12 protein-coding genes and 1 pseudogene are annotated in these 13777 nt (G+C 36.0%); 6 read left to right on the top strand and 7 right to left on the bottom strand.

Going from position 1 to position 13777, the window contains the following annotated elements; genetic code table 11:
• Positions 1-133 precede the first annotated feature (133 nt).
• The 4 genes from QO182_RS01360 (at position 134) to QO182_RS01345 (ending at position 1778) form a co-directional block, all read left to right on the top strand.
• On the top strand, positions 134-853 hold the full coding sequence (locus QO182_RS01360) for a hypothetical protein (RefSeq protein ID WP_371559740.1): 720 nt from the start codon (positions 134-136) through the stop codon (positions 851-853).
• A gap of 136 nt (positions 854-989) precedes the next feature.
• Positions 990-1286: a DUF5675 family protein gene (locus QO182_RS01355; RefSeq protein WP_371559569.1), complete on the top strand. Its 297-nt coding sequence runs from the start codon at positions 990-992 to the stop codon at positions 1284-1286.
• A gap of 50 nt (positions 1287-1336) precedes the next feature.
• Positions 1337-1615, top strand: coding sequence for a hypothetical protein (locus tag QO182_RS01350; protein WP_371542871.1), 279 nt, complete (start codon positions 1337-1339; stop codon positions 1613-1615).
• On the top strand, positions 1602-1778 hold the full coding sequence (locus QO182_RS01345; RefSeq protein WP_371542868.1) for a hypothetical protein: 177 nt from the start codon (positions 1602-1604) through the stop codon (positions 1776-1778). Before QO182_RS01350 ends, QO182_RS01345 begins: the two co-directional genes overlap by 14 nt.
• 262 nt (positions 1779-2040) lie before the next feature.
• Here QO182_RS01345 and QO182_RS01340 read toward each other — a convergent pair whose 3' ends face one another.
• The 4 genes from QO182_RS01340 to QO182_RS01325 all read right to left on the bottom strand — a co-directional run bounded on the left by QO182_RS01340 (position 2041) and on the right by QO182_RS01325 (position 10163).
• The gene (locus QO182_RS01340) at positions 2041-2457 is read right to left on the bottom strand and encodes a two-component system response regulator (protein ID WP_371542866.1); all 417 of its coding nucleotides are present in this window, start codon (positions 2455-2457) and stop codon (positions 2041-2043) included.
• Positions 2454-5972 carry a PAS domain S-box protein gene (locus tag QO182_RS01335; protein ID WP_371559566.1) on the bottom strand — a complete coding sequence of 1173 codons (3519 nt, stop codon included), beginning with the start codon at positions 5970-5972 and terminating at the stop codon, positions 2454-2456. The genes QO182_RS01340 and QO182_RS01335 overlap by 4 nt, the downstream gene beginning before the upstream one ends.
• Before the next feature lie 69 nt (positions 5973-6041).
• Positions 6042-6803 carry a LytR/AlgR family response regulator transcription factor gene (locus tag QO182_RS01330; RefSeq protein ID WP_371559563.1) on the bottom strand — a complete coding sequence of 254 codons (762 nt, stop codon included), beginning with the start codon at positions 6801-6803 and terminating at the stop codon, positions 6042-6044.
• Between the two features lie 588 nt (positions 6804-7391).
• Positions 7392-10163 carry a hypothetical protein gene (locus QO182_RS01325; RefSeq protein ID WP_371559562.1) on the bottom strand — a complete coding sequence of 924 codons (2772 nt, stop codon included), beginning with the start codon at positions 10161-10163 and terminating at the stop codon, positions 7392-7394.
• A gap of 114 nt (positions 10164-10277) precedes the next feature.
• Between QO182_RS01325 and QO182_RS01320 the strand changes: the two genes are divergently transcribed.
• Entirely contained in the window at positions 10278-10508 is a 231-nt protein-coding gene (locus QO182_RS01320; RefSeq protein ID WP_371559561.1) for a hypothetical protein, read from the top strand.
• On the opposite strand, the gene QO182_RS01315 is transcribed toward QO182_RS01320, so the two are convergent.
• The 3 genes from QO182_RS01315 to QO182_RS01305 all read right to left on the bottom strand — a co-directional run bounded on the left by QO182_RS01315 (position 10492) and on the right by QO182_RS01305 (position 12499).
• Positions 10492-11310, bottom strand: coding sequence for a molecular chaperone (locus QO182_RS01315; RefSeq protein ID WP_371542853.1), 819 nt, complete (start codon positions 11308-11310; stop codon positions 10492-10494). The two genes, QO182_RS01320 and QO182_RS01315, sit on opposite strands and share 17 nt — an antisense overlap.
• Positions 11311-11412: 102 nt before the next feature.
• On the bottom strand, positions 11413-11829 hold the full coding sequence (locus QO182_RS01310; protein ID WP_371542851.1) for a DUF4402 domain-containing protein: 417 nt from the start codon (positions 11827-11829) through the stop codon (positions 11413-11415).
• Between the two features lie 148 nt (positions 11830-11977).
• Positions 11978-12499: a DUF4402 domain-containing protein gene (locus tag QO182_RS01305; RefSeq protein ID WP_371542848.1), complete on the bottom strand. Its 522-nt coding sequence runs from the start codon at positions 12497-12499 to the stop codon at positions 11978-11980.
• Positions 12500-12782: 283 nt separating this feature from the next.
• On the opposite strand from QO182_RS01305, the pseudogene QO182_RS01300 reads away from it, so the two are divergent.
• A pseudogene (locus QO182_RS01300) lies at positions 12783-13514 on the top strand (hypothetical protein); the annotation flags it as partial.
• Positions 13515-13777 lie beyond the last annotated feature (263 nt).

The raw sequence follows: 13777 nt of genomic DNA, 5'->3' as shown, positions 1-13777 counted from the left end.
GCCATATGGAGCAGCACTTATAATTTCGTATTGAAATTCAATTCATCTTTGTTAGTAATCAATCAATACATGTTGCAACAGGAAGATCATTGTAAGAATTTGAAACATTTATTAATTTAAAATTTGAGGAATTATAGCAAGACAGAACGGCATAATTAAATTTAAAGGTACTATCGGGGATATTACCTTTTACAAAACCAAAGACGGGCATTTGGCCCGTGAAAAAGGAGGACTCGCTGCGAAAAGAATTGCAACTGATCCTGCGTTCCAGAGAATGCGTGAAAACGGAGCCGAATTCGGTAGAGCAGGGAAGACTGGGAAAATGTTGAGAACAGCATTTAGAACCTTACTTATCAATTCTGCCGAAAGTAGAATGGTGAGTCGATTGACCCAATCCATGGTCAAAGTGATCCAAGCAGATTTAGTGAACGAAAGAGGATCACGTAATGTAATTGATGGCGAAGTAGAATTGCTTGTGGGTTTTGATTTCAATATTACTGGAAAATTAGGTAGGACTTTGTTTGTTCCATTTGTGGGGCCAATTGATAGAGCTATTGGTGAAATTTCAGCTTCCGTTGATCCTTTTGTTCCTGCCAATATGATTGCTACTCCAAGTGAGACAACTCATTATAAAATCATTTCTGCGGCAACCGAAATTAATTTTGAGGAGGAAACTTTCATTGTTTCCAGTTTAGAGACAGCTATCCAGCCATGGCATTCCACTCCAGTAATTGCCATCAATCATTTTAATTCAGTGACTCCAAATAGTGTAAGTCCTTTGTTTTTGGCTTTGGGAGTGGAGTTTTATCAGGAAGTAAATGGTAGAATGTATCCATTGAAAAATGGGGCGTAAAATCCATTGGCATTGGTAAAAGTAAGCGGTCTGTAAGATGGTTTTGGTATTAAATAAGACCTGTTTTCCCGAGGGAACACAAGGAGCTTTAGAATGGAACGGCACTATAGTTTGTGATACCATCGAGTTGCCTTAGTTGCAAAACCAAAGGTGGATTTCTTGTATTCCCGAAGGAGAATACGTTTTGCAGAAGTGGTTTAGTCCTAAATTCAAATGGCATATACATTTACAAAATGTTCCAAGACGAGATTTTATATTAATCCATCCTGCCAATGATGCCAAAAAAGAACTTTTGGGCTGTATCGCTCCCGTAACCATATACACTAGAATAGGGAAGGGGCAGTGCCTCCCGAATAGCATAAGAAAAGCTCACGACATTGGTCTACGCTGCCGTGGGACGCAACGAAGAAGTGAAAATAAGGATTCAATCTAATCTTTCGACTCCGCGCAGGATGATAGGGCTGAAATAAAAGCAGATAAATTATGAATGTAGTAGAAAGAACAAAATCGCCCACTCCGAATTTTTTCAGGGTATTGCGAAGTATTGGTTTGGTCTTATTGGCCCTAATTGGCAGTGTTATTGCCGCACCGGTGGTTTTACCAACAGTTGTTGTAAGTGTTGCGGGTTATCTAGCAGGTGCTGGAGGTGTGCTTTCTGCAGTGAGTCAAATGACAGTTGATGATGATGCGAAATCAGAAGAGGATCTCCTAAATAGAATGCGGAAAGACAATGAAAATTTACCTAGAGATGGAATCAAATAATGCCTTACAAATCGGAACTGCATCCTGGACTTTATTGAGTGTAATCTCCAATATTGTTTCTGAAGATGTTGTAAAAACTATTACTCTGGCAATTGTAGGAGCCATTATCAGTTTTACGGTTTCGCTCCTTTTAAAAGGATTAACAAAGTCAAAAAAGAAATAATACTGAATCGAGTTCAGCATAAAATCGAGTTCGGCTTGCCCCGATACCTATCAGGGTTTTCCCGAATTTATACGAAAGCCTGATGGTGAGGCCAGGCTTTTATCTGTCTCACAACTTGAAAAATATAATATTTTTATGTTTTGCTTCGATTTCAGAGAGTTATAATTTCTATTAAGTCCAGATATTTAAAATCCAAAATAAATTATTCAAAAGTTGTAATTTAAATATTTGAGTTTTCCAATTATGAATTAAACTAAGAATATCAACTATTAGCTAATTTAATACGGTCAAGAAATGCCTTATTGATAGGCTTTACTTGGAAGCGAACTACATTTTTATCGCTGGTTGCTCGAGCGATGTCAAGATCATCGATGGTTGATGAAATAATGAATGTCTTGCAATAATTCTTTAAATTGGATGGTAATTTATCATAGGCTTCCAAAAATTCAAATCCCGACATAAGTGGCATGTATATATCTATAAAAATTATCTGTGGTAGAATAGAAATGTTGTCATGATTGTCCTGCAAAAACTTTAGGGCTTCTTGTGCAGCTGAATATTTCAGCACATTTTTTCCGAAATTATTTTTAATAATTATTCGTGATGCAATATAGAGATCAATAATATTGTCATCTATAATCATTACTCTCTCAAATTTTGGATGTAATTCGTTTTTCATTTTTTTAAATTTTTTAAAGTAATAGTAAAAGCTGTTCCAACACCTTCTTCCGAGTGAATTTTTATAGTACCCTGCAGGATTCCAAGAGTATCCTTCACTATATATAAACCTATGCCGGATCCATCCTTGGTACCAGAAAGGCGAAAAAACATCTCGAATATTTTTGAGTGATATGCTGGAGCTATCCCAATCCCGTTATCTTCTATGGTAATTTGTAATATTTCATGGTCTGACTGACCTACTATTTTTATATATCTGTTTGATTTTTCATCTTTGTGGTATTTTATTGCGTTGGAAATAAGATTAACCAGTATGGTGTTAAAACGGAGTTTATCGGAATGAAATGGCTGTTGTTCCTCGATATCAATTATAAAATTAATCCCTTTTCCTTCTTTCATACTTTGAAGTGAATGTGCAATATCAATAACAGTTTTCTGTAACGGAATCTGTTCTATTTCCAGACCAGTGCGGTTATTTCGAGAATAGCTAAGAATTTTTTTTATAAATTCATCCAGACGATTTATACTGTTCCGAATCATGTTTGCATGTTCAAGAGTATCTGCTTCCTCGCTTTCTTCTTCAATAAAAGAAATCAGCCCAAGGATGGACGTAAGAGGTGAACGTAAATCGTGGGATACACTGTAGACAAAACGATCCAGCTCTATATTTGTTTTGATGAGGTCTCTATTGGTAATTATTAATTCATTTGCACGATCCTCTTTCTCCGAGTTTTGGAAGGCAAGTTCTCTATTGGCAATTAATAATTCATTTGCACGGGATTCTTTTTCAAAGTTTTGGTAGGCAAGTTCTTTATTTTGCTGCTCTAGTTGTAATTTCGCTAATTTTATTTCGGTTACATCATTTGATATACCAAATAGTTTGATCGGTTTTCCGTTTTGGTCGAATTCAAACTTAGATTCTGAAGCGATATGTTTTATTGTCCCGTCTTTTAAAACGATTCTGTAATTTAAAACAATATTGCACAATGTTCCTTGTGATTCATTCAATATAGTCGTCATTACTTGATTGATATCGTCAGGATGGATAAAGGATAACATGCTGGAATATGAATGTTTGTTATCTTCGGGTGAAAGCCCATATATATAGCATTTTTCATCAGACCATAGAAATATTCCTGTTTTGAGATTAAGTTCCCAACTTCCAAAATGAGCTATTGTCTGGGCTTCTTTTAACCTGGATTCACTTTGTAGAAGACTGTCTTCTGCTATTTTGCGCTCGCTGATGTTGCTCGAAAGAATAAGTCGTGCTGAGGATCCTTCAAATATTATTTCTTGGCCGACGATTTCAACTACTATAATAGTTCCGTCTTTCTTCCGATGATTCCATATTTGCTCACTATTAATTGCTCCGTTACTTTCAAAAGATTTATTAGCTTGTCGTCTGAAACGCTCTTTATCTTCCTCTGGTCTTATGTCTAGGGCGGTCATGGAAAGGAATTCCTCGCGGCTATATCCATATTGGAGGATTGCCATTTCATTTACATCTAAGAATCTAAACGTATTTGAATCTATGACCCACATTGGCATCGGGTTGTTTTCAAAGAGAAGGCGGTATTTTTTTTCACTTTCCTTAAGGGCGTGCTGTGCTTGATTTTGTTCGGTGATATCACGAGCAATGAGGATCGTGTTTCCATCTTCCATTATTTTTGCGGATAATTCCACCTCAATTAAAGTATTGTCTTTTCTTTTAAATCTTCGTTCGCTTCGGATAATTTTTTCTTTTTTTAATTCATCCTTTTTCAAAGGATTTGCCATAAGGTCTTCTTTTAAAAAAAGATCATCAATTGAAAGTGCTATAAACTCTTCTTTGGAATAGCCTAACTTATCACACGCGTACTGATTAACTTCAATAATTTTACTGAATGGGTCAATAATAGAAATTGCATCACTTGCTTGTTCTATAAGGGAAGTATAGCGCATTAGGCTCTCCTCAATTTTTTTTCTTGATAGGACCTGCTCCGTCACATCATTGACAAAGAAAAGAATACCGTCAATATTATTGTCCGTATCTCTATGTGCCTGATAAATGAAATTTAAATAGGTATCTACTAGTTTTCCGTTTCCATGTGGATCAAATTTCACTAGCATTTCATTGGCTGAAAAGGTTTCGCCCGTTTGATAAACGATATCTAAAAATTTAAAAATCCCTTGTGATTCCAGTTCAGGCAATACTTCTTTTATGGTCTTGCCAATGATGTTTTTTTTATTGATTAATTGTAAATAAAGTTCATTTGCCAATTCATAGACATGATTGGCCCCTTTTAAAACACCTATACATGAAGGAGCCTGCGAATACAAATCATAGCACCGCTGTCTTTCAATTTCAAACGCTTTTTCTAAGTTTTTTTTCTCAGTAGTATCTTTGCCGATATAATAGCTCAATTTGGACTCATCATCCCATACGGCAGACCAGAGCAAAGAAACAACACTCCCGTTTTTCTGTATAAACCGGTTTTCAAACATAGTTAACGGCATGCCACTTCTAATGTCAATATCTGCATTTATTGCGTCTTTAACATCATCATGAAATATGTAATTCAAATAGTTTTGGCCTATTAACTCTTCGGCTTGGTACCCCAAAATAAGTTCTGACGCTTTATTTATACGTACAATCTTTCCATCTTCATTATAGGAGAGAATCAGATCTAGTGAGAAATCTAAGGTTTTATTAAGATCATTTAATGCCTGCTGTAAAAAATTAGTAGTGTTACTAATTTTTTCGGCTGCCTGTTTGTGTTTTGTTATATCACGTATAATCATGGACGTTCTTTCTTCGCCATTACTATCTTTATATACTGCTGAAGTTAATTCAGCAGGGAACTTAGTGCCATCTTTATGAATGAGTGTAAGTTCTCCTGTTACCCTTCCTGTGCGTTGGAGTTCTTTTATCATTGGTTCTAACCGAGGGTCGCTATTATCTGCAATGCCGTATCTTCCGGCATCAATAATTTCTTGTTCGGTCTTTTGAAAAATTTCACAGGCTGCAGGGTTTGCTGCTAGAATTTGCCCATCAGTTACAGTAAGGAGGATTCCATCTATACTATTTTCAAACAAAGCCTTAAATTTGGCTTCATCTTTACATAATTCTTCCGTGCGTTTTTTTTTGGATTGATTCAATAGGATCTGCTTAGCCGCTGTTAGTGCGCAGTTCACTTTATCAATTAAGGTGCTGAGGTTCTCTTTTAACACTAGATCGGTAACTCCGTTTTTGATAAGTTCAATAGCCTTTTCTTCACCAATGGATTCGGTAACAAAAATAAAAGGCGTTTGTGGCGCTAGCTTTTCTTTTAACTCAAATGCGATAATGCCGCCAAAAGACGGGAGAATATAATTTGAAAGGATGATGTCTGGTTTGAAATCATGAAGTGCATTTTCATATTCGTTTCCTGTCCGCACTATTTTTGGTGTATAATTGACCCCACCCTTTTTCAATTCGTGTTGAATCAATTCAATATCAGTATCGTCGTGTTCTAAAATTAATATTTTAGTTTTCATAAGTATTATTACTTTTTAAAATAATTTTTGGAAGTATAAACTCAAAAATCTGATAGGTTTGTTTTTTTATTATTCTTTAAGCTTTATAAATTTATTAAAATCATCCTGCCGTCTTTTGGCCACTGGTAAAACAGTTCCATTTGAAAATTCACAGAAATAACCGTCTTTCTTTGAAATGTTAACGATATGTCGAAGATTAATAATGTAAGAATGATGGATTCTAAAAAAGTAGTTATTATCTAGAATTTTACTGTATTCCCCTAAATTTCTAGTAGATAATATTTTTTTTCCATTAAGCAGAATAAAATAAGTGTATTTTCCATCTGCTTTACAATAAATTATTTCTGACATGTTGATCAGTTCAACTTTATCTAATGATGAAACAGCTAAATATTCATTAGTTTGATTAAAGGAGTTCAAAATGTTGATATCATTAATTTTTTGATTTTGATAAGAGCGCTCCATCCCAATTCTTTTGATAGCCTTGTAAACAGCTAAAATAATAGTATTAAAATCGATGGGTTTTAGGATAAAATCAATTGCATTGTACTTAAATGCTTTTAGTGCAAAATGTTCTTGGTCGGAGATGAATATTAATTTTGGAATGCAAAAGTCTAATTGTTCGAGCATTTCAAAAAAAGTATCATCTTTTACTGTAATATCTAAGAAAATGACGTCTGGTTTTGTCAACTTTATTATGTTGATTCCATCAGTTATCGATGTTGCGTCAGCAATGATTTTTATAATCATAAAATTTTCTTCTTCAAATTTTTTTAAAATTATTAAAGTGTCTTTTTGTTCGGATATGATTATTGCATTTATAGGGGTCATTGGCTCGTATCTAGATTTAATGGGTCTTATTCGAAGTTAATTAGATAAGTAAAAAAATGTAAAAATTTGTATTACAGTGCTTTATTTAAATAAAAAGTAGTGAAATGTAGGGGGGTAAGTTAAAGGTTTAATTTGTAAAACGGTAATTAGATGATTTATTTAAAGACAAAAGTAATAGTCGAATGTTATTCAAGTATAATCGATGTTTAACGGATATAACTGTGATTGTATTGATTTTGAATAAGCACTACTTCAATTTAAATAAAATCGATTGTTGAGATATGCTAGTTGATCTTCATTAATTAATTGTTGGATATGTTTTTTTTAATTTATTAGATTAAGTCTAGCTTATCATAAGGGCGTTGAACCCTTAATCTGTGATAATATATACTCTGTGAGGTTACTATTAGTGGGAGTGAGTTTTTTTAGAATTCTTTGTTTTTTTTATTTCTCCAATTATTATGCCATAGACCATTAATGTATTCATATTATTGTTTATTAATAACTGCAATTGAAGTGTTGAGTTTAGAGATCTCGAATAATGATTTTTTGGTAGTGGTTGTAAAGTGAGTATCGGTGTTGTTTTTGTTAATTTCTTTGGCTACTGATTCTTTTGTTATCATAAAAACACACTACAAAAGCATCGTAATATCCTTCTGAGCGTAACTTGTTTTTAATTTTGTTTGCTTCGGTGTGTGAGCTGCTTGAGCCCCAAGTATATTTGTAGACGCCATGATGTTGGTATTCAACTATTTCTTTTTTATTTTTAAACCAAAAATAGTTTAGCGGGAGTCGTATTGTAGATGACAGCAGTTGCACTCTATAAACAACTTGTTGACTATGTTGTATTTTATCAGCTGTTTTTTCAGAAACTGGAACAGCTGCTGTTTTACCTGGATTATTCAGCGGAATCGTTTCAGTTTCCGATTTTTCAATTTTTTCTTTATGCAGCACAAATTCAATATTGTCCACGATGGCTCCATCCGCTGCGTTGTCAATTTCAAATGGGGCGTTAGCGGGCTCTGCCTTCATTTGTAAATTTTGTAATTGCAGCGAATCTATTTTTGCTGAATAGTTGCCCGATTTTAACCCCAGGAAACTAAAATACCCGTCAGGTTCTGAAAGAATGGTTGTGGTAAGAATATGGTCACTATCATAAATATTGATTTTCAAACCACCAGTTCCAATGAGTCTGCCATTCTTATTTATGCTAACAGTTCCTCCAACTTCTCCTACCACAACAACAGGTATTTCAATTATTTTTAATTGATTGGGGTTTAATGTGACATTTAACGTTTTGTTGATTACCCGCCACGCAATAGTATTGATATTGGTGGTGTTGAGTTGCACATGGTTTTTTATGTATGGTTCTAATTCTGTAATTACTGTGGTTCCGTCTTTGGCGTTAATCTGTCTGCCATCATTCAATTTAATTTGCAAGCCTATTACTAGAGGTTCGTTTGTATCTCGTTTTCCATTGCCGTTAATATCTAAAAAAGGAATGAATTTCATGCTTGCCCTTCCTACACTTGTCTTATTGTTAAAATATATAAAATCTGCTGTGGGCTCATAAATCAGGCTGCCGCTAGCCGACTGAGAAAACGAAGCCTGGTTTTTGGTAAAACTGTTTGAAAATCCAGTTCTTATCGTCTCGAAATCATATCGAAAACCTATTTGCAGGTAACTGCCGCCGATCTTGAAATTACGATCAAAAGAAGCCTGAACAAAGCCTTTCTTGAATACTTGTTTTTTTAGTTCTGCTCTTAATGAAGTGATGCCGTCAGCGTTGTATTCGTATCTTAGCTGAGGGATAAAAACAAAGCCTTTAGGGAGCCGGAGAGAAGTGGACAGATTACTGTAAAGGAACGGTTTATTGGAATCGGTAAAAAAGGAATTGGTGGTAAAATTAAAATTTAAACCATAGGCCGACCCGGACAATAAAAGCTCTGCAGTAGTGTGTTTCCGGGTGTTAAACAAATTTTGCTGCACGGACAATCGGGAATTACCCGAAAAATGAGCGGTATGTATGGGGTAGGAAAGGGTGGCCTTGCGCATTTCGGAATAATTGAAACGAACGGCGTGTTGTTTTTTGTCATACTTTGTATAATTCAACTCCAACCGGAGGTTGTTGACAGCGGTATAGTTCAGTAATCCGTTGTACATAACTTTAGGGTAGTAGGCTCCCGAAATAAATAATTGAGACGATACACGCACCGACGAATTGAAAAACGGGATGGTTTTATTATTTTTTAAAGAAGAAACGTATTCCATCCCGCCTCCTAAGGTGATATAATTAGAAAGACCGTAGTTTACTTTTGCATTAGCAAAAGGACTGTTCTTGCCATCTTGTATGATTCCAGAACTCAGGACGTATTCGAATTCTTTTTTGGGAAGAAATTGAAAAGGAATCACAAATTTTTTGCCTGAAACCTGTTCTTCACCCCAGGGGCCGTAATACCGTAGCGAAATTTCGGTGCGGCCATACATCAGCGGAACATTAAAGGAAAAAAAGCCATCAGCATCCGCTTTTACGTAATCGACCAAAACATTGTTTATATAGAGTTCCACCATCCAATCGGCTTGGGTGTGGTCGCTTAAGGTATAGGTGCCAAAAGATTTTCTGATTCGGGTGGGCGCATTGGTGATTTGCCCACCTACAACCGGATGCAAAATAGTGGCTGTTGACGGTGCCGCTATTTTTCCAAGCGTAATCTGGTTTATGTATTTATTGTCGTCGTTGACATAACGCCATCGGTACTGTTGGTTTTTTAAAACAAAAGGCTGGTTGCTGCCGTAATTAAGGGAACTTGTCAATTCCCCTCCGGCTAGCATGCCACCCAAATTTAAAAGCAGTCTTTCAGAACGGAAGCCATTCGCCTGCTGATTGGCATTCACAGACCAGTTGGCTGTTCCAAAATGAAACAGGGGTGTGTCCCTGACTAGGGTGGTATCTGCAGTAACTTCGTTTTTGATTTTGTTGATATTGGTCCGCAGCTGTGCGATACGCGCTTCCTTGACGGCCGGAAGTTCCATTTTCGAGGACATCGAAACGGACAAACTACTAAAACTGAAGTTGTTTTCGAGCTCAAAAACCGTATTAAAATAGACGGATCTCAGGAATAAATTGGTATTGGTACGGAACAAATCGCCCGGGTTCAGCAGAATTATCTGATCTTTATAGGTTATCTGATTGGTGTTTTCATCAATTTTGAAAGTGTTCTTCTGTTGGATAAAAAAACCTTCAATGCTGCTGTAACTGGCATTAGTGGTATTTTTAATCTTTAAAAAATCAAAAATATCGGGTACCGAAAGAAACACTTCCCCGCCACAGATTATCGAGGGCAGCTCAGTACTACCCATGTATTTCATCTGAAGGGTCAGCAGTACTTCATCGCAGGCGGGTTCTTGTGCGCTGGCAGAAGAAGGTACACATGCTAATAGGATAATGAATAGAAATAAAAGGACAGCGGAATTTTGCCTAAACAATCCGTAGTAATAAATCCACTTGCTGAGTGGAATACGTTTTTTAGGGATACACTCACCCATTATATTCTGCCTTTCAACAGACCGTCTTCATTAAGACATACTGCAGCAATTAAGGGATCCGTTTCAGGAAGAGCTATTGTGACGGGCGGTAAAACAAATAAACGTATCTGTAAGGAATACATGGCTTATGTATTTTTGGATGTTATAAACGCAGGCTAGCTTCAGCATATTTCACGCCTTTGTCTTGTGTGGAATAAATGACCTTAAGCTGTCCTTTGGTGTAATCAATATTTGAGGTAGCAATGAGTTTTATTTTTGTTCTGCGCAAATTTCCAGGAGCGTACACGGCAAAACCTTTGATAGTGGCTGCGCTGGTGGTGATTCCTGCAGCAGAAATATGGTTGATCTGTATGTCGCCATAGCAGGAGTTGTTGCCGCTGCGATTAAAATCTAAGGAAAGGATAATTTCCTCTTCGGACTGTTGCACTGCCAAATTTGATAGCGCTACGGTTGTGGTGGCTTCTCCGATGGTAATGATATTAGCAATCGAAATTCCAAAAACCGGCTTTATACTGATGCTTAAGTTTTCTGGCTTATGGGTGAGCCCTTCTTTCTCTAAAATCTTGTTTTTAGGGACGCCACGAAAATATAGATGGGAACGGTATTCTCCCTGTTCCAGTCCATTAGTTTTGATCAGCTGTATTTTTACCGTTTGCGATGCATTAGGAGCAAGAGTAATCGTGCGGGGGTAAAACCGAAGATAGGGAGACGCAAAGCGCTGATTGGGTTCCGGTTCTTCGATAGAAATAAATTTGCCGTCCTCATCCATTTTTATCTGGCTGTACGACATTTTATAGGTGGTGGTATCTTTCCCGACATTAGACAGGTTGATAATTTGCATCCTGTTTTGGATGCCGTCAAAGCTGATGCGTTTTGGGAAAATCATCAAATTCCCTTGCGCCATTACCGGACAGCTAAAGAATAAAAATAATAGTAACAATAGTAAAACTTTCTCTTTCATGGGGAGTCATTGATTATTTTAGCTTTCAATTTTAGTATTGACAGCAATGGTTTATAAGGAGTAAAAAGAAATGTGCGAAACACTGACAGCCTTCTCGTAGTACTAGTTGTAATTCACTATCACTTCAAGACCAGCGGCATTGGTATATGAACCTGCAGTTTGGGAGGCTCCGGCATTTACCGTCGCTCCAACAAAGACAGTTTCTGTGCCAGCTGTCAAAGAACCAGTGGCAGAAGGTATACTGGTAAAAGCATTAACAATCATGGATGCAGGGCCAACTCCAGATTCATAAAGTAAGAAATCTGTAGGTAACGTAATTGCATAGGTGTAATTAGGCTCGCCTGATACTATAAATTGAGCCGCAGAAACAGTTCCGGTAAAGGCCGGCAGGAATATCCCGCCTGAAGACGTTCTTGACCCGGAAGTTGACAAAACGACACTACCAGCACGGGATGAAACCGATATGGTGCCAAAATTCATGTCCGTATTTTTCAAAATGGAGACTGGAACTTGCGCCATTAAGGAGCCGGAAAATGGTAAAAAAAATAGCAACAGCAGTAAAGTTTTCTCTTTCATATGGGGTCTTGCTTCATTCATTCCGCCTTTAAAGAAGGGATAGCAATAAAAAAAAGGGCACTGCATAACTGGCAGTACCCTTTTAACAGTCTTAGTTATAGTTTACTGTCACATCAAAACCTGTTGCGTTTTCATATAAACCGGCAACTTGATTTGCGCCAACGTTTAAAGTTGCCCCAACAAGAATAATCTCAGAACCACCTCCTATTGTAGGAGTTGTAGTTGCATCTGGGGTGCTGCTGAAAGCATTTACAGTCATCGTTTCAAGAGTTGTAGCTTTAGTAATAGTAAAGTCCTCAGTAGGCAATGTAATGATATAAGTGTAACCAGCCTCACCACCTACTGTAAATTGAGCTGCAGTCACTGTGCCTGGTGTTGCAGGTAATGTAGCTCCAAGTGTTTTAGTACGACCACTATCAGGTGCTAAAATTACCGTACCAGCAGTAGACGAAACGGCTAAGTTTCCAAAATTCATGTCTGTGTCTAGTGCAATGGAAATTGGAGCAACAACAGTTGCATGAGTAGGTGCAGAAGCTGTTACTTGTGCAAAAGCTGTTGATGAAAAACCGACACATAGGGTGATCATCGAAGCAATAAGGGTAATTTTTTTCATAATAGAAAATGATTTAGGGATTAATTATTCTACAAAATAAAAGGAATCATTTTTAAGTGCAAAACGAGAAGTAATAACTGAATGGCAACAGGAATAAGCGGTAACTGTATTAATTTGATGAAAAAATATAGTAAGCATGCTAGAGGTTAAAAAACTGTATTTTAATTGATGTAAGGCTTTAAATTTGAATTAATAGTTAATTAACTTGTTAACTTAATCTGAATGTTTAATAAAGGAAAGAGTGTAGATTTAACGGTAAGAAAAGAATAAAAATGTAAGTTATGCATCATTATTCAAGGACTTTAATAATTATTTAGAAGCGACCAAAATTCAAGGTTTTAATTGGAAGAAACTGAAATTCGAATTTGGAGAAGGCAATAGTAAAGTAGTAATGGAAATGTTATTTGATGAAAGTATCTACCTAATATTAGCCCTTCGTTACAAGGAATTGTTCAATTCTAGTGGCGGTGGTGGATTAGCAGATATACCGTTTAAAATTGAAGGGTATTTAACTGAAATAAAAACCGATAAAATTGATGCAGATTACATGAATTCTCACTTTGATAAGTATCTAAAAAACATTAAAAAAGAAGGTGTTGATGCTGCCGAATTACAAAACACACTTGATGAGTTACATAAAGCATTTGCTTTCCTAACACAAGAGGAACAGAAATATGCAAATATTTTCATTCACGATGTACAAAGTGGAGTGGCACAAATAGAAAGTGGTAAAACATTCAGAGAATATATCACAGAATATCAATACAAAGCAAAAAATGATCAAATAAAAAAAATCACAAATGTACTTGGTTTAGAGGAATCAAAGCTGCTTAGTTTAATGAATACAGGTATAAATGAGCTTAATATCAATGAATACGGTCGTTTTGATGAACTAAAAATCACAGTGGATAAAATCAAAGCCAAAGAATATTTTAAAAAACTAGAAGACGCATCAATAGCGTCATTTAAAAATAAACATCAAAGTTCACAACCTACTTCAAAAATTTATTATTGAGGGTGGGTTTGAGCTTAAAATTTAAACTATATAGTATTCATTGTTTTTGTAAATTTGTTAAGGTAATAATCTAAAATACAATTGTATGGCACTTAAAACAGGACCTAAAAGAATAGCTAAGTCAACTGGGAAACCAGGGGTCAAGTCTAAATGTTGTGGGGAAATATTAAATTTCGATATTTGTGTTTATAAAATATGTCTCAATGCAAGATTCCTATAGCGAACTTATCAAGTTATTATTACCTGAAATCATAGTTGATTAT

It is taken from the genome of Flavobacterium sp. Arc2, assembly GCF_041431385.1.
Taxonomy (GTDB): Bacteria; Bacteroidota; Bacteroidia; order Flavobacteriales; family Flavobacteriaceae; genus Flavobacterium.
The sequence above is the reverse complement of the archived record's forward strand: the minus strand, read 5'-3'. Positions and strand labels throughout refer to the sequence as shown.

Coding starts and splice junctions, on each gene's coding strand:
- QO182_RS01345 (WP_371542868.1), top strand. CDS start 1,602: ATGGAATCAAATAATGCCTTACAAATCGGAACTGCATCCTGGACTTTA.
- QO182_RS01315 (WP_371542853.1), bottom strand. CDS start 11,310: ATGAAAGAGAAAGTTTTACTATTGTTACTATTATTTTTATTCTTTAGC.
- QO182_RS01335 (WP_371559566.1), bottom strand. CDS start 5,972: ATGAAAACTAAAATATTAATTTTAGAACACGACGATACTGATATTGAA.
- QO182_RS01330 (WP_371559563.1), bottom strand. CDS start 6,803: ATGACCCCTATAAATGCAATAATCATATCCGAACAAAAAGACACTTTA.
- QO182_RS01350 (WP_371542871.1), top strand. CDS start 1,337: ATGAATGTAGTAGAAAGAACAAAATCGCCCACTCCGAATTTTTTCAGG.
- QO182_RS01310 (WP_371542851.1), bottom strand. CDS start 11,829: ATGGCGCAAGTTCCAGTCTCCATTTTGAAAAATACGGACATGAATTTT.
- QO182_RS01325 (WP_371559562.1), bottom strand. CDS start 10,163: ATGGGTAGTACTGAGCTGCCCTCGATAATCTGTGGCGGGGAAGTGTTT.
- QO182_RS01305 (WP_371542848.1), bottom strand. CDS start 12,499: ATGAAAAAAATTACCCTTATTGCTTCGATGATCACCCTATGTGTCGGT.
- QO182_RS01340 (WP_371542866.1), bottom strand. CDS start 2,457: ATGAAAAACGAATTACATCCAAAATTTGAGAGAGTAATGATTATAGAT.